The following is a 16,582-nucleotide window of genomic DNA, read 5'->3' on the forward strand; positions in this document are numbered from 1 at the left end:
CACCCTCACTCGATGATATTGCCGCGCAGCATAAAGCGCGCATAGGCCACGGTTGAAACAAAGCCGAGCATCGCAATGATCATCGCGGCTTCGAAGAAAATCTCAGTCCCCAGAGCAAGCCCATAAAGGATCATCAGCGCGATGGTGTTGATCACCATCGTATCCAGCGCCAGAACACGGGTGCCGACACCCTCGGCTGAGATGATCCGATACAGGCACAGCATGATGGCGGTGCCAAAACAGGCGAAGGCAAACCAGATCGCGACTTCGATCATTCGAAAATCTCCTTCAGGCGACGTTCATAGCGCTGTTTGATCTGATCCCGTACCGCTTCTGGGTCGGGCGCATCCAGGCAATGGACCAGCAAGTTATGCCCCTGCGCCGACAGATCCGAGCTTACCGTGCCAGGGGTCATGGTAATGGTACCGGCCAGAACGGTGATTGCCTCGGGCGTGCGCAGTTCCAGCGGGACGCAGATCCAGTTCGGTTGCCGGTCTGCATCGCGTTTGAACAGGATGATCCGGGCAACCGTGATGTTGGCGATCACAATATCCCAAAGCACCACCAGCATATATTCCACCACCATCGGCCAGTTGCGCAGCTTGGGGCGGTCGGGCCAGTAGGGCTGGGTGATGAACGGGATGATGATCCCCAGGATCAGGCCGAAAACCAGCGAATTCAACGACGGTTTGTTGGCCAGCAGAACCCACACAATGGTTAACAGAAAGGTCAGGTGAGGGTGCGGAAAAATCCGGTGCAGAAGTCTCATCATTCCTCTCCTCCCAGAACGGCCGAGATGTAGTGTTCGGGTGTGAACAATTGCTCAGCGGTTTTGCCAGCATAATTCAGAGCCGGACCCGCGAACAGGGTCAGCATGACAAGGCCCAGCACCAGCCCGAAGACAGAGGTGAAGGCCAGCCCTGCGTTGGGTTCGGGCGCGGGTTGGGCGGGGGCCTCTTCGTCTGTTTCGGGCGCCGGGGTGTATTGGGCGTCGTGACTTTTCCAGAAGATCAGTGAGCCCGCGCGTGCCAGTCCGACAATAGTGACAAACGACCCGATCAGGACAACGGCCCAGATCGCGTTTGCATCCGGCGCGTCGCGGGATGCGTCCAGCACCAGCAGCTTGCCGATAAAGCCCGACAGCGGCGGCATCCCCGCCAACGCGATGGCGCCGACGAAGAACAGGGCCGAGATCAGACCGCTTTGCGGCATCGGCGCCTTGGGTTCGATGGCGCCGCCCCGACGCTCAATCACCAGATCGGCGACTAGAAACAGCAGCGCGGTCGCAAGGGTCGAGTGATAGATGTAATAGAGTGCCGCTGCGGTGGCCGTTTCCGTGAACAGCGATATCGCAATCAGCAGCGTGCCCATCGAGGCGATAGCGCAAAAGGCGACCATCCGCGCGATGTGCTGCGCACCCAGAATGCCGACAACCCCAACGGCCAGCGTCACCAGCGCCGCCGGTTGCAGCCATGCGCCCACCAGACCTTGCGTCGCCTCAACCTCGGGGCCGAAGCCCAGCGTGTACATCCGCAGGATCGAATAGGCGCCGACCTTAGTCATGATCGCAAACAGCGCAGCCACGGGCAAAGGCGCGTTGGCATAGCTGGCGGGCAGCCAGAAATGCAGCGGCAGTACGGCGGCCTTGATGCAGAACACCAGCAGCAACAGCACGGCCCCCACACGCAGCAGGGCCGTGTCGTCGGCGGGCAGCTCCGCCACGCGCATTGCCATGTCCGCCATGTTCAGCGTGCCGGTCACCGCATAAAGCGTGCCAAGCGCAAACAGGAACAGGGTCGATCCAATCAGGTTATAGGCCACATATTGCACCCCGGCTTTCAGGCGCACGGAACCGCCCCCGTGCGTCATCAGACCGTAAGAAGCAATCAGCAGAACCTCGAAGAACACGAACAGGTTGAAAGCGTCCCCGGTCAGGAAAGCGCCGCAGACGCCCATAAGCTGGAAGTGGAACAGCGCGTGGAAATGCTTGCCCCGGTTGTCCCAACCCGAGGCAATGGCGTAAAGAACGATCGGCAAGGCCAGCAGCGCGGTCAGCAGAACCATCATGGCCGACAACCGATCCAACACCATTACGATGCCGAACGGCGCGGGCCAGTTGCCCAGCTCATAGACCTGAATATCGCCGCCAGAGGCCTGCGCGGTGATGGTCAGGGCAATCCCCAACAGGCCCACCACACCGGCGACCGAGAAGATGCGCTGAAGGTCCAGATGGTACCGCAGGACCATGATGATGAACGGGGCCAGGATCGCGGGCAGGACGATCGGCGCTACGATCCAGTGGTTCATGCGTCTTCTCCCGGCGCGTCCACGCTGTCCTGCGCGGTCATGTCGATATGGTCATCCTTCGAGGACAGATAGGCCGAAAGCGCGATCATCACGATCACCGCCGTCATCCCGAAGGAAATCACGATGGCCGTCAGCACCAGCGCCTGTGGCAGCGGATCGGTATAGGGCACGTCTTCGTATTTGTTCAGAACAGCAGGCGCGTCCAGCGCCAGCCGTCCGGTGGCAAACAGGAACACGTTCACCGCATAGGTGATCAGTGACAGGCCCAGAATAACCGGGAATGTGCGGCGACGCAGGATCAGGAAAATCCCGGCGGCGGTCATGATGCCTACGGCTGAGGCTACGAGCGCTTCCATCAGGCCTGCTCCTTCTCTTCTTCGTCTTTCAGGTCATCCCGCAGCGGATTGATATCCATCGGGAATTCCTGTGCCATGCCTGGTTGCCAAGCAAACCGTGAAAGGCTGTCCAGCGCCAGCATCACCGCACCCAGAACCGCAAGGAATACGCCGGTGTCGAACAGGATGGCGGTCGCCCATTCGAACTCTTCCAATGGGGGCCAGTTGATGTAGCCGAAATCACTGGTCAGGAACGGACGTTCGTTGAACCATGCGCCAAGACCCGTCGCGGCGGCGATCAATACACCCCAGCCGATTGTACCGTGGTAATAGAACCTCTGCCGTTCGATGGCCCAAGTATAGCCGCTGGCCATGTATTGCATCAGGTACGCAATGGCCACGATCAGACCGGCGATGAACCCGCCACCCGGTTGGTTGTGTCCGCGGAAAAAGATGTAGGCACCGACCATCAGCGCGATGGGCATCATCACACGGGTCGCCACCACCATCATCAGCGGATGCGAGTCTCCCGATTGCGGCCAATGCGGTTTGCGGTTCAGCAGATAGGCGCGGACGTTCGAGCCCAAGACTGACTCGGTCAGGGCAAAGATGATCAGAGCAGCGATGCCCAAAACGATGATCTCGCCAAAGGTATCAAAGCCCCGGAAGTCCACCAGGATCACGTTGACCACGTTGGTGCCGCCACCGCCTTTGTACGAATTCGCCAGATGGAATTCCGAGATCGTTGGGAAGGCAAAGTCCCGCAGCATCAGCGCATAGATCAACCCACCGGTACCAAGACCCGCCACAACTGAGATCGCGGCATCGCGCCAGCGCCGCGCAGCGCTGCTGTCCCAGGGTGTGTCCGTGGGCAGGAAGTTCAGCGAAAGCAGAAGCAGGATCATCGTCACCACCTCGACCGAGATCTGCGTCAGCGCCAGATCTGGGGCCGAGAGGTAGTTGAACGCCATCGAAACGATCAGGCCAACCACGCCGATCAGCACCAGCGACAACAGGCGGTTGCGGTGGAACCACATGATCGCCAGCGTCGCAGCAACCAGACAAATCCAGCCGAAGAACGGGATAATCTGTATCGGCAGCGGTTCGCGCGTTTCCGGGCCAATCGTGCCGGTCGTAAAGGCGTAATAGCCAAGCCCGACGGTGAAAGCGATCAGGATAATCGCATAGCGGCTGATCACGCCGTTATGCAGCGTATCGGTGACCCAGCGGCTCAGCGCTGTCAGGGCACCGATCACAGCGTCAAAGATTGTCTTGGCCTCGGGTCGAGGCAGGGCGTTCCACAACGCCTCTCCCCGGCGGTGCAGGGCCAGCAAGAGCAGACCGCCCAGGGTGGCCACGGCGGACATGTACAACGCGGGTGTGAACCCATGCCAAAGCTTCAGCGAGTAATAGGGCAGTTTCTCACCACCGATCACGGCACTGGACACAACTGCGACCAAAGGCCCGACAATCGCTGCCGAGTACAACCCGATCAGCACCACCAGCACTACAAGGAAAGCCGGGGCCAGCCACAGGCCGACAGGCGGGTCATGCGGGTGGTGTGGGTAATCAGTACGCTGCGGGCCAAGGAAGACATGGCTGACAAAGCGGAAGGAATAGGCCGCCGAGAACAGCGCAGCCAGCAACGCCAGACCCGGTACTAGGTAGTGCGAGTTTAGCCATGTTGTGTGGACCGTCTCCTCCAGCATCATTTCCTTGGACAGGAAGCCATTCAGCGGCGGCAGACCGGCCATGGACAGGGCGGCAATCGTGCCGATGGTAAAGGTGATCGGCATCAGATGCCGCAACCCGCCCAGACGTTTAATATCGCGGGTACCAGTCTCGTGATCGACGATCCCGGCGGTCATGAACAGCGCCGCCTTGAACGTCGCGTGGTTGATGATGTGGAAGATCGCGGCCACAGCAGCAATCTTGGTGCCAAAGCCCAGTAGCATCGTCACCAAACCCAGATGGGACACGGTCGAAAACGCCAGCAGCGCCTTAAGGTCATCTTTGAACAGCGCAATGCAAGCACCGATCAACATGGTCACTAGCCCCGTGGTCGCAACGATATAGAACCACGCATCCGTCCCGGCCAGAACCGGCCACATCCGCGCCATAAGGAACAGCCCGGCCTTCACCATCGTGGCCGAGTGCAGATAAGCCGAAACAGGTGTTGGCGCAGCCATCGCGTGCGGCAGCCAGAAGTGGAACGGGAACTGCGCCGATTTGGTGAAGCAGCCCAGCAGGATCAGGATCAGAGCGGGCATGTAATAGGGCGAGGACTGGATCAGCTCTTTGTTCTGCAGAATGACGCTCAGGTCAAAAGACCCCACGATATTGCCCAGGATCAGCATCCCCGCGATCATCGCCAGCCCGCCGGAACCGGTCACGGCCAGCGCCATTCGAGCACCTTGCCGCCCCTCGGGCAGGTGTTTCCAATACCCGATCAGCAGGAATGAGCTAAGCGATGTAAGCTCCCAGAAAATAAGAAGAAGTAGGATGTTGTCAGACAAAACAATCCCGACCATCGCGCCCTGAAACAGCAGCAGGTAGGTATAGAACTGCCCCATCGGGTCCTCGCGCGAAAGGTAGAATCGCGCGTAGAGGATAATCAGCAGGCCGATGCCAAGGATCAGCAGGGCAAACAGAAACCCCAGACCGTCCAACATGAAGTTCGCGTTCAGACCCAGCGCCGGGATCCAGTCGAACCGGGCGGTGACGACCTCTCCGCGCATGACCGAGGGGATGTGGATCAACAGCCCCATGAGCGCCAGAAAAGTGGTCAAGCCCGCCGCCGAGGCTGCTGCGTTTCGTCCTGCCCGGATCAGAAGGGCTGGGAAAACAGCTCCGAGGAAGGGAAGGGCCGCGATGAGGAATAGGGACAAGTGCGATACTCCGGTCTGAGCGGTCAATAGTAGTCTTGATTTTGTAAGGATAATTTTCTGACTGTCCAGCTATTGCAAGTTTTTCACTGCGTTCCATGGCCATTCATCATGGCCATTTTCGCGAGTGAAATAATGACGTGAACTTGATCAGGGGATTGATTTTCCGCGCAGCGGCATTTGGGCGATTGTGATAAAACCGGCCTGACGGCTCAGGAGGGCATTGTATGGGAGAAAAGGTGAACCGAGCCCGAAGATGGGTTCTGTTGGGCGGGGGCGCTGCCATCACCGCCGGTTTCGCTATCCGGCAATACCGCCTGATTCCTCAGGACTATTCAGGCGGACAATTGAGCGTTGCTGACGCGTATGAGCAGGCGTTGTCGGGCGATGTCCTGTTGGTGGATATCCGAACCCCGCGCGAATGGAAGGCAACGGGCGTTGGTGAGGGAGCATATCCATTGGATATGCGGCGTGATGATTTTGAGCAGGCGCTGGCGCAGCTCACCGGCGGAAAACGCAATGCCCGGGTCGCGTTGATTTGCGCCCGCGGGGTGCGTTCGGCCCGTCTGAGCAACCTTTTGACCGAAGCAGGGTTCACAAATGTCATAGATGTGCCCGAGGGTATGTTGGGGTCGGCCGCAGGGCCGGGATGGGTGCGCGCCGGGTTGCCGGTTCAGCGCAATACAGGAGAGACTGGATGATCCGTGAATTGACGCTGGCAACCGGGTTGGTGCTGGCGGGGCAGGCTGGCCTTGCCGCGTGTGCCGATCAGGAGGGTATGTGCGAAACCGCATCGGGCGGTTATCACATCGAACTGCCCGAGGTTGAAAACCCACCACTGGTCGTGTTCCTGCACGGCTATGGCGGCAGCGGTGCAGGGACAATGAAGAACCGCAGCATGGTCGAGCCTCTGTTGGCGCGCGGCTATGCCGTAATGGCGCCTGAAGGGCTTGAGCGACCTAACCGCGACGGTATCAAAAGCTGGAACTTCTATCCGGGATTTGGCGAGCGAGATGAGACCGCGTTTCTGACCGAAGCCGTTCAGGACGCGGCGGAAAGGTTTGGGACCGACTCCGAGAGGGTTGTTTTGGGCGGGTTTTCTGCCGGTGCGTTCATGGTTTACTACCTTGCCTGCGCCGCGCCGGATACGTTTTCAGCCTATGTGCCCGTCTCGGGTGGATTCTGGCGACCACATCCCGAGGCTTGCGACGGTCCGGTGCGGTTGTTTCACACCCATGGTTGGACCGACAATGTGGTGCCGCTGGAGGGGCGTCTGCTGGGCGGTGGCCGGTTCCATCAGGGCGACATCTTTGCCGGTCTGGAGATTTGGCGCGTTGCCAACGAGTGCGTTGACACCAAACCCAGCGGGTTTTCCACCACCGGCCAGTTCATGCGCCGCTATTGGACCGGATGCGCCGAAGGCAGCGCGCTGGAATTCGCGCTGTTCCCCGGCGGTCACGGAGTGCCCGAGGGCTGGGCAGACATGATGGTAGATTGGTACGAAGGTTTGCCCGGCGGTTGATCATTCTGCCGGGGTCATCACGCCTTTGCCCTCGATCAGACGTTTCAGTTCGTTCCGGTGACGCCGGGCCGAGCGGGTGATCGCGGGTTCGCGGAAGTCCTCTCTCATCCCGACCATACGCCGTGCCGCGCCAGCCGAGACACCGCTGAGCGCGGACAGTGGTATCGCCAGCGCAAGGCTGATCGCGATCGGAGCCAGCCAGACCGAGACGAGGCCGGACAGGATACCGACGCTCAGTGCGAGGCCGCTGATGGTTTCCAGCGTGTGACACAGGATCAGGGTGCGCAGGCTGTAGGTGCCGCCATCGCGCGCCTGCGGGGACCAGCCCTTTTGAATGCCAAGCGCTGTGCGGAATACAGCGATCATCTGCTGTACCATAAGGATCGGGGCGTAGAGGATCGACAGGAGCACCTCGGCCAGGAAGGATGTCACGAACTTGGACCCGCCGCCGAACTCGGCATAGCGCACTCCGCTCAGGGGCAGGGCCAGAACGCCCAGTACCTTGGGCGCCAGCAGCATCGCGTACATCACCAGAATGATCAGCACGTGGCGGGTTTCCGACATCTCGGGCCATTGCGGGAACATCGGGTTGTCGGGGCTGAAATAGTGCAGGACCGAGGCATCCTCGCCCTGACCGATCAGCGCCCACATCACCAACAGCGCAAACCACAGCGGCGACATCAGATATCCGACCGCGCCGTGGAACATGTGGAACCGCGATACGGCGCGGAACCCTGTAGAGCCCAGCAGTTTCAGGTGCTGCAGGTTGCCTTGGCACCAGCGACGATCCCGCAGGGCGTGGTCGATCAACGTGGGCGGAGTTTCCTCATACGAGCCTCGGATGCGCGGCAGGAAGCGCACGCCCCATCCGGCGCGGCGCAGCAGACCGGCCTCGACAAAATCGTGGCTCATGATCAGCTTTTCCTGACCATTATAAGCCCGCAGCTTCGGCAGGCCTGCGCTTGTGGCAAAGGCCCGGGTGCGGATGATTGCGTTGTGGCCCCAGTAGTTTCCTTCCTGTCCACACCAGCGCGCCAGACCCTCGGCAAAGGCAATGCCGTAGACGCCGTTGGCGAATTGCTGCATCCGGGCAAAGACCGACTGTGCGCCGATCAGTTGCGGGTAGCTTTGGATCAGACCGGCACCCGGATCACGCGCCAGCGAATCCGTCAGGCGCGTGATCGCCCGCCCGGTCATCAGGCTGTCGGCATCCAGCACCAGCATCGCATCCCAATCGGCCCCCCAACGGCTGACCCAATCGGCGATGTTGCCAACTTTCCGGTCGGTGTTTTCCTCGCGCCGACGGTAGTAAAGCTCCAAACCGGGGGCGAGGGTGGTGCGCAGAGCCTCGACACTGGCCTGTTCCTGCGCCGCGATCTCGGGGTCGCGGGTGTCGGACAGGATGAACATGGCATAGTGGTGCTGACCGCCGCGTGCGCGCAGGTCTTCGAGCATCGTACGGGCGTTGCCCAGCACGTTCCAAGGCACTTCGTTGTAAACCGGCGTCAGCAGAGCAACGCGCAGCGGCTGCGGGCGGGTTTCGCGTTTCGGCTGCTCTTGCCGCGACAAGGACACCATGCCCAGCAAGACGGTGCAGACTGTAAAGGAAATCCAGAAGAAGTTGAACGAGATCAGCGCAAGCAGGATGCCCTCGATCAGGTTGATGCCCTCAGCCCCGAACCAATCGCTCATGACCCACAAAAGGCCCAGCGTGGCCGCCATGGCCGGAGAGAACGCCAGCGCGCGCCAGAACCCGGCCGAGGGGCGCTGACCCGATGGTACCTGTGCATCCCGGAAGTCCGCGCTGAAATCCTGCGCGGGCATGGCCAAAGGCGCCTCGGGGGGCATGATGTGCAATTCCTGGGTCATGCGGTCCAACGATATAGCCAGACCTCAGAGGCCGGTTGTTTGTCTTTCAGCAACTGTGCGCGCAACTCCACATGGTCGCGGTCGCCCGGCTGGAACGAGAAAGCCAGCCGTAGGCCGCCGGTGTCCGGGTTGCGCTGCAGCACGCCCTCGGAGGTTTCGGCATGGGGTGAGTCAACAAAGATCGTCATCGCCTCGGGGTCGTCGAACAACTCACTTTCTTCAAAATCGATGACGGCCAGACGTCCTTCGCCAAACGTGTTTTCCCCCATTGCCGTGTTGATCACACGCGGCATCGGTGTGCGCTGGGGCTCCTCTCCCCAGATCAGGCGATAGCTCAGGTCCACCTGGGTGCCTGCAGCATAGGGTTCGGCAGGACGCCAATAGGCGACGATATTGTCGTAGATTTCCTGATCGGCTGGGATTTCGACCAGTGTGACCGAGCCCTTGCCCCAATCCGAGCCGGGTTCGACCCACAGGCTCGGACGCTTGTGATAGTTCGCCTCAAGATCTGCGTAATCCGAGAAGTGCCTCTTGCGCTGCATCAGACCAAAGCCGCGCGGGTTCGTATCAACGAAAGATGAAATCTGCAAGCGGGTCGGATTTGCCAGTGGCCGCCACAGAATTTCCCCGCCGCCGTTCCGGATCAGCAGGCCGTCGCTGTCATGCACGGCAGGACGGAAGTCGTCGAACCGGCTGTGGTTGGTCTGGTCGAACAGGAACATGGACGTGCCAGGGGCGATGCCGACATGGGTCAGCTCTTCGCGCGGGAAGAGGGTGGCTTCGATATCCATCACGCAATCCGCGCCTGCGGTGACGTTGAACCGATAGGCACCGGTGACGCTGGGGCTGTCCATCAACGCGTGAACCACCATGTCGCGCTGGCCGGGTTTGGGACGCTCCAGCCAGAAGCGGATGAATTCAGGGAACTCCTCACCATCCGGGTCGCCGGTTTTCAGCGCCAGACCGCGGGCCGACAGGCCGTAGACCTCGTGCAGGCCAATCGCACGGAAATAGCTCGCCCCCTGCCAGACGCAGAACTCGTCGGTTTTACCGGGACGGTGCATCTCGGTGCGCAAGCGCAGGCCGGAAAAGCCCAGCGTGTCGTCGATCGGCAATTCCGGCACATCCTCGGACTTGTCGAACATTCCAAGATCAAAGGCGACGGGCGCGGCCATCCCGTTTTCGACCGTCATCACTTTGACCGTGCGTGGAAAGTACAGGCCGGGTGTGAAGAAATCGACGTTGAAGGGTGTCTCGGTCTCGTACCACAGCGCGCGGTCCAGACGGAACCGGATCGATCGGTACTGCTGATACGTCAGATCCTGCCACTCCTGCGGCACCATCTCGCGTTCGGCGTACGGCTGGCTGGCCAGTTCCCGTGCCATGGCAATGACTTCGTTACGGTCAAACGGGGTTTCCCCACCGGTGGCAAAGGTGGCAGGCGCAAAGGCAAGCGCCGAAGTCGAGGCCAAAAATGCGCGGCGTGTAAAATTCATTTCTTTGACTTCCAAGGTTGTGACTTGAACCAAGCGGCCATGTAGGCCACGCCGATGATCATCGCAAAGCCAATCATGTTAGCGACGAACACACTGGCAACATCTCGCCCACTAACGTCCAGTCCGACGCCGATAAGTCGTGCTGCTGCCATGGAAAATACGAACACTGCCAGCGATTGCTGTCCGACCTTGGTGATCACGGTCAGCAGGAACTGCCAGACTTTGGCAGCGGCTCCGTGCCCGGTGGCGATCAGGCGGTGACCGTGTTCACCTGCGATGACCCAGCCCAGATAGGCCAGCGACAGGAAGTGCAGGTAACGGAACAGGCCAAAGTCGGTCTTGTCGCGCAGTTCCTTGGTAACCGGCCAGACCTTGCGGATTTCATCCGCCAGATCAGGGGCTGCGGCGTTGATCCAGGTAAACACCTTCCAAGAACCAAACGGCATCGAGAAGATCAGGAACAGAGCCGCTGCCCAGATCAGCGTCTTCGACACCGGAGGCGCCGGAATCCAGCCGCGCATGAAAGCGAACCCGGTGAAGAACAGTAACTGCCAGCCGAAGGGATTGAAAAACCACTGACGGTCAGACCATGGCTCGGCAGGTAGGTCCAGAACATCGGTCTGTGCGATCAGCCACAGTGTGACCGAGGCCAAGGCAACCGCCCAGAATCCGATCCGGGACAGGCCCATAACCAGCGGCATCATTGCCAGCACAACCAGATACATCGGCAGGATGTCGAAATAGTTCGGGACGTAAGTCAGCGTGAATATCCCGACGATTTGCGGTGCCGGCTCTTCGAAGAAAAACTGCAGGTTCAGCGACGAGATGTAGCTTTTCTCAAACATCCCGCTCTGATCCAACGCTGCCATCGTCATGGCGACAAAGAAGAACAGCGCTATGTGCGCCCAGTAGACCTGCCAGATTCGGTAGGCGACGCGGGCCGTGCCCATCCACCAGCCTTTGCGCAGAAACGCGCCGCCGAATGCGATTGCCGATGCCATGCCCGAGCAGAACACGAAAATCTCGGTCGCGTCCGAGAACCCAAACCGGGCTGGAATCCACTTGGCCCATGGATCATTCGGAATATGAGCGATCAGGATGATGAACATCGCGATGCCGCGATAGAAATCCAGCCGCGGGTCGCGCGTGCGCGCAGGGGCAGCCGTCGAGGCCGCCACAGGCGCAAAATCAGAAGCGGGCGAAGCTGTCGCCATACGTATTCTGTCCTTCTTGGTCTTTTTTTGTTTTTTATTCAGCCGGTACGCTTTGTGCGTCTCGGTCATCGCGGGCCGCGTCTATCAATGCGCGGCGCGCCAAGGCGTAATTGTCTTCTCCGCCGGCGCGTTTGGCTCGGCGATCGTCCAGTATGTGCTCGACAGCATCCAGACGACCCGCGCGCAAGCCGGAATCAATTGTGATGCGCTCGAATACATCACGTTGGGCGTGGCTGCCACCTGCCAGTTGCATACCATTTCGGGCGCTCGACAAAAAGTCGAAGGCTTGGCCATAGAGTCCGTCGCCAAAGGCCTCGAGCCCTTTGGCGGCTGCTATGCCCGGATCGGACATGCGGATCGGGGTGTCCCCCTGATTACGCTGCGCGTCCTTCTGGATGCGGCTCAGTATTTTATTGGTCGCGTCGGTGCGGTTGTCGCCGGTCAGGGCCAGAAGGTAGTGCAGATCGGCAAAGATCAGGCAGCCATCCTCGGTCCGGGCGGCGCTGAGATCGGCCAGCTCTTCCCAGCGGTTGCCAACATCGACGCCTTCCAGTTCCAGCCGCGACAGCAGCGAGGTCGCGTTCGAAATATCGCGGTAATCGTCGGTTTTATCCTGACGGATGTAGTTGTCATACAGCTCCATCACCTGATCGACCTGACCCAGATCCAGATGCATCAGCGCCTTGTGCCACCAGACGTGATAACGGAAGTTGTTACAGTGGGTCCAAGCGTCCTCGCGTCCTGCCAGCCAGTCCAAACCCAGCTGCGCGTTACCGGTCATTTCATGCACATGGGCCACTGCGTGCAGGCCCCAAGAGTCGTCGGAAACCATCCACAGCGCCTGACGTCCGGCAATCTCGGCTTTCTCGTAGGCGCCGGTTTCCTCCAGCGCGAAGGAATGACAGCCCAGCAGGTAGCCGCGTCCGGGATGATCGGGTGCGTAAGCCGGCATGACCCGTTCAATGGACCGTCGCATACCCGCCGCGTCGCCCAGAACAAACCGTGTTGCGTGGCTGAGCTTCATCGCCAGCGTGTCCTGCGGATGGGCGCGTAGAATCTCCTCGAATTTCTGAATAGCCTGCGAGGGCAGGTCCGCCAGATACAGACCCAGCGCATCGATATATAACTGCTCGCGCGCGGAAACGGGTTGCCGTTCCTTGGCGGTATTTGCAGCCGTTAAAGCCTCAACCGCGACCGCTGTCATCTCGCGGCGGCCCAGCAGAACCATGAACAGACCTTTGATCGCATGACCCAGTGCAAAGTCGGGCTCAAGCTCAAGCACTTTGCCCAGATGCTGTGGCGTTGTGGCCGAATGCGCCATGAAGCCAAGCAGAACACCATTCCACGCCTCGACGCTTGCGGGCTGGCTGAGGGTGTTCATCTGTCCGAAAACATCTTGTTTCATGCTTGTGGTCCGATCCAATTATGAATTTCTACAATATCTGATTTAGCAGAGACTTCCGCGGCGTCGTATCAGTATCGCCGCTGCTCTCGAATTGGTGAAATGCCGTGTGTGGAAAACGTGAAAAAAACCGCCGATTCAACGGCATGTTTCAGCAACATGCCGCCGAAACGGGCACTGTGTTTCAATCTTCGAATGGATTTTCAGCGTTCAGAACGCTCTGAGTGTCCGCCCCAAATACGGGCGGCGCACTGCGATATGTTACAGGAGTGCGCGACAGTTTCAGGGGATTCCCGATCAACTGTACCTCGCCCGGGGCAGCCCGCATGGTGATCTGCATTTGTCGCGCAGCGACCTGATCTGTTGCGAAAACCTGGTCCAGCGTTTGCACGGGACCAACCGGCACTTTGCGTGCTTCAAGCTCGGCGATGACCGTGGCGGTGGCATAGGTTCGTACCGCCGGACGAAGCACCGCGTTCAGGGCGTCACGGTTTTCCAGTCGCGCCGGGTTGGTGGCAAAGCGTGGATCGTCGGCAAGCTCCGGGTGACCGATGAAATCGCAAAAGCGGCGGAATTGGCCGTCATTGCCCACGGCCAGAATGACGTGGCCATCGGCGGTTTCATAAACGTCATAAGGTACGATATTGGGATGCCCGTTGCCGCGCCGTTGGGGCACTTCGCCTGAAGTCAAATAGTTCACGCCCTCATTGATCAGCCAAGACACTTGCGTATCGACCAGCGACAGATCGATCTGCTGGCCTTCTCCGGTCTGATCGCGGTGGCGCAGCGCAGCCAGAATACCGACGGTTGCATACATCCCACACATGACGTCAGAGATGCCGACCCCCACCTTCATCGGGGCACCTTCGGAATCGCCGGTCAGCGACATGATCCCGCCATAGCCCTGTGCCATTAGATCATAGCCGGGTTTGGACGCGTTTGGCCCGGTCTGGCCATAACCCGAGATCGAGCAATAAACGAGGCTGGGAAACTCCTGCGACAGGGTCGCGTAATCCAGCCCGTATTTCGCCAGCCCACCGGGTTTGAAATTCTCGACCAAGATGTCCGCGTGCGAGGCCAGTCGTTTGATCTGCGCCTGACCCTCAGCCGTTGTGATGTCGATGGCCACCGATTTCTTGTTGCGGTTGGTCGACATGAAATAGGCGCTCAGATCCGAGCGGTTGCCGTCCGCGTCCTCAACATACGGGGGGCCCCATTGCCGCGTATCGTCACCGCCCGTCGCCGGGTTTTCGGTCTTGATGACGCTGGCGCCCAGGTCGCCCAGTAACTGCGTGCAGGTTGGTCCGGCCAGAATGCGGCTGAGGTCCAGTACTTTGACGCCCCTCAGCGGTCCTTCAGATACGGCCATCATAGCCTCCACGGTCAATTTCGGCGGCGATCACGGTGAATGTATCGGCCTTGACGGCGGCATCAAGAGCGGCGCGCAGTTCCTGCCGATTGCGGACAGTATGGCCGTTGCCTCCAAAGGCCCGGCCCATGGCGGCAAAGTCATGACGGTCGAAGTCCACGCCCATATTGCCCATCTGCCGCTGCCGTTGTTTCAACTCGATCAGCGCAAGGCTGGCATCGACGAAGACCAGAAAGATTGGGTTGCCGCCCATTTCAGCGGCGGTCGACAGCTCTCCGGCCACCATCAGGAACCCGGCATCGCCCGAGAAGCTGATCACCGGGCGGTCGGGCTCGGCCAGTTTCAGGCCAATTGCCATCGGTACCGCGCAGCCCATGGTGCAGAGCGCCGAGGACTGGATCAGCCCGCGTTCCTCGTGGCAGTCCCACATCTGGCTGAGCAGGATACGATGCGCGCCGCTATCGGCAGTGGCCAGTGTTTCAGCGGGCAGAACGGCGCGGGTCTCTGCGATCACTGCCGCCGGCCCCCAGTCGTCATCGGCGGGAAAGGCCTGCGCCAAGGCGACCTTGACCCGGGCGGGCTCACCGCCGGGCCATGTCGCGCGGGCTGGGTTACCCTTGGCGATGGCCTCCAGCGTGGCGCCGGTATGGGCGACCAGATTCAACCCGGCCTGATGCATGTAGTGGTCATTGACCACAGCAGAGATATCGATCACGCGCTTTTCCTCGGGGTTCCAGATCTCGCGCCAGCCGGGGCGCATCTCGATAGGGTCATAGCCGAGGCACAGCACCAGATCGGATTGTTCGACTAGCGGCACCAGATGTTTGTCGGCCAGCGGTGACAAACCGGCGCCCCCCAGACACAGGGGGTGATCTTCGGGCACCACACCCTTGGCTTTATAGGTGGTCACGAAAGGAATGCTGAAATGCTCCAAAAAAGCCTGCACGACATTGCGCGAGTCGTCATAGAGCACGTCCAGACCCACGATGGCGATGGGACGCTCGGCCTCGGCCACCCAGCGGCGGGCTTTCTCAACGCAATTCCCTTCGGGTGCGACGGCGGCGGGTTTGGTCAAGCGACGGCGTTTGACGCCGGACACGCGCGTATCCGCGACCGAGATCGGAACGTCGATATGCACCGGACCGGGGCGCGGCTGGTTGGCCAGCGATACCGCTTTGTCAGCGACGATATCAGCCCCTTGCGCGGTCAGGGTAATCGTCCCCTTGGTGATCGAGCGATAGACCTGTGCGTGGTCCATAACCTGATGGGTGTAGGTCAGTGCCTCATCCGCATCCACGCAGCCGGTCAGCACGATCATTGGCACCCGGTCCTGCAACGCGTTTGCCACCACGTTGATTCCGTTCATTGCGCCGGGGCCGAGAGTGGCGACCAGAATTGCAGGCGCGCCGTCGCGGTGATGCACGGCCTCGGCCATGAACCCGGCGGCGTTTTCGTGCTTGGTCAGGTGGAATTTGATCCCCGCCTGTTCCAGCGCATCCACCAGCGTCAGAACTTCTCCTCCCGGCATGCCAAAGGCGTGGCGACATCCCGCCTCGTAGAGGCGTTGTGCCAAAAGATCAGCCGCACGGGGGGATAGGTCCTGCATCAGTCAAGCTCCGAAATCTTGTTTCACAGGAGATTGCGGAGGACGCGCCCAGACGCAAGCGGGTTCACGTCAGTGTGACTATTTGACTGCGGTTTCCGCCACCGCCTGAAACTTTGTGTCAAGTTCGGTGGCGATGGCACTCAGCGGTTCGCCACCCTCATAGACGTAAGGAGCAAAAACAAAGCTGGGTGTTTTGTAGGACAGGGTTGCAGTCCCGTCCTCGTTTTCAGTGATGTAGAACCGGATCGGGGCCTCGATCATCGCCCGGACTGAGGTTTCCAACACGCGCACCGCATAGTCGTTGTTAAAGGCCCCGATCACCAAATTGCCGGGAATAGTAATGCCCCGCGCGGCCGCCGCCTTGGTCGGGCCGGCCTGCGTGACCACGATCAGCCCGTTTTCTTTCACTGCAGCCTTGGTGTCTGCCACGAGGTCTTCATAGCTTTTGTCAGTTTGGTAAACCGCCCAGCCGACCAGAGGTTCTTCGGCCCAAGCCGGCAAAGCCAGACAGCAAAGCAAAGCCCAAAGAACGCGCATTCTTGTCACCTCCAACACCCTGACTGGCTTTATTGATGAC

14 protein-coding genes are annotated in these 16,582 nt (G+C 60.2%); 2 read left to right on the forward strand and 12 right to left on the reverse strand.

Annotated features, from left to right (window positions below; translation table 11 throughout):
* Positions 1–5: 5 nt before the first annotated feature.
* The 5 genes from ACR0ER_RS03920 to ACR0ER_RS03940 are packed head-to-tail and all read right to left on the reverse strand — an operon-like array spanning position 6 to position 5,530.
* Entirely contained in the window at positions 6–275 is a 270-nt protein-coding gene (locus ACR0ER_RS03920; protein WP_170325459.1) for a K+/H+ antiporter subunit F, read from the reverse strand.
* Positions 272–769: a Na+/H+ antiporter subunit E gene (locus ACR0ER_RS03925; protein WP_480768013.1), complete on the reverse strand. Its 498-nt coding sequence runs from the start codon at positions 767–769 to the stop codon at positions 272–274. Before ACR0ER_RS03925 ends, ACR0ER_RS03920 begins: the two co-directional genes overlap by 4 nt.
* Complete coding sequence (locus ACR0ER_RS03930; RefSeq protein ID WP_480767812.1) at positions 769–2,307, reverse strand: monovalent cation/H+ antiporter subunit D; 1,539 nt, start codon at positions 2,305–2,307, stop codon at positions 769–771. The genes ACR0ER_RS03925 and ACR0ER_RS03930 overlap by 1 nt, the downstream gene beginning before the upstream one ends.
* Complete coding sequence (locus ACR0ER_RS03935; RefSeq protein ID WP_170329401.1) at positions 2,304–2,663, reverse strand: Na+/H+ antiporter subunit C; 360 nt, start codon at positions 2,661–2,663, stop codon at positions 2,304–2,306. The genes ACR0ER_RS03930 and ACR0ER_RS03935 overlap by 4 nt, the downstream gene beginning before the upstream one ends.
* Positions 2,663–5,530 (reverse strand): monovalent cation/H+ antiporter subunit A, encoded by a 2,868-nt coding sequence (locus ACR0ER_RS03940; protein ID WP_480767813.1) that lies wholly within the window; start codon positions 5,528–5,530, stop codon positions 2,663–2,665. The genes ACR0ER_RS03935 and ACR0ER_RS03940 overlap by 1 nt, the downstream gene beginning before the upstream one ends.
* 224 nt (positions 5,531–5,754) lie before the next feature.
* On the opposite strand from ACR0ER_RS03940, the gene ACR0ER_RS03945 reads away from it, so the two are divergent.
* Positions 5,755–6,228 (forward strand): rhodanese-like domain-containing protein, encoded by a 474-nt coding sequence (locus ACR0ER_RS03945; RefSeq protein WP_480767814.1) that lies wholly within the window; start codon positions 5,755–5,757, stop codon positions 6,226–6,228.
* Positions 6,225–7,049, forward strand: a complete 825-nt coding sequence (locus ACR0ER_RS03950) for a CE1 family esterase (RefSeq protein ID WP_480767815.1) — start codon at positions 6,225–6,227, stop codon at positions 7,047–7,049. Before ACR0ER_RS03945 ends, ACR0ER_RS03950 begins: the two co-directional genes overlap by 4 nt.
* Here the strand turns inward: ACR0ER_RS03950 and mdoH are convergent, their stop codons facing one another.
* The 7 genes from mdoH to ACR0ER_RS03985 all read right to left on the reverse strand — a co-directional run bounded on the left by mdoH (position 7,050) and on the right by ACR0ER_RS03985 (position 16,542).
* The gene (mdoH, locus tag ACR0ER_RS03955) at positions 7,050–8,918 is read right to left on the reverse strand and encodes a glucans biosynthesis glucosyltransferase MdoH (protein ID WP_480767816.1); all 1,869 of its coding nucleotides are present in this window, start codon (positions 8,916–8,918) and stop codon (positions 7,050–7,052) included.
* Positions 8,915–10,414 (reverse strand): OpgD/OpgG family glucan biosynthesis protein, encoded by a 1,500-nt coding sequence (locus tag ACR0ER_RS03960; RefSeq protein ID WP_480767817.1) that lies wholly within the window; start codon positions 10,412–10,414, stop codon positions 8,915–8,917. The genes mdoH and ACR0ER_RS03960 overlap by 4 nt, the downstream gene beginning before the upstream one ends.
* On the reverse strand, positions 10,411–11,628 hold the full coding sequence (locus ACR0ER_RS03965) for an OpgC family protein (RefSeq protein ID WP_480767818.1): 1,218 nt from the start codon (positions 11,626–11,628) through the stop codon (positions 10,411–10,413). The genes ACR0ER_RS03960 and ACR0ER_RS03965 overlap by 4 nt, the downstream gene beginning before the upstream one ends.
* Before the next feature lie 34 nt (positions 11,629–11,662).
* Positions 11,663–13,033 (reverse strand): tetratricopeptide repeat protein, encoded by a 1,371-nt coding sequence (locus tag ACR0ER_RS03970; RefSeq protein ID WP_480767819.1) that lies wholly within the window; start codon positions 13,031–13,033, stop codon positions 11,663–11,665.
* A gap of 181 nt (positions 13,034–13,214) precedes the next feature.
* Positions 13,215–14,399 carry a CaiB/BaiF CoA transferase family protein gene (locus ACR0ER_RS03975; protein WP_480767820.1) on the reverse strand — a complete coding sequence of 395 codons (1,185 nt, stop codon included), beginning with the start codon at positions 14,397–14,399 and terminating at the stop codon, positions 13,215–13,217.
* Complete coding sequence (locus tag ACR0ER_RS03980) at positions 14,386–16,005, reverse strand: thiamine pyrophosphate-binding protein (protein ID WP_480767821.1); 1,620 nt, start codon at positions 16,003–16,005, stop codon at positions 14,386–14,388. Before ACR0ER_RS03980 ends, ACR0ER_RS03975 begins: the two co-directional genes overlap by 14 nt.
* 78 nt (positions 16,006–16,083) lie before the next feature.
* Entirely contained in the window at positions 16,084–16,542 is a 459-nt protein-coding gene (locus tag ACR0ER_RS03985; RefSeq protein ID WP_480767822.1) for a DUF302 domain-containing protein, read from the reverse strand.
* Positions 16,543–16,582 lie beyond the last annotated feature (40 nt).

The sequence above is a fragment of the Ruegeria sp. CH8 genome, from assembly GCF_056536985.1.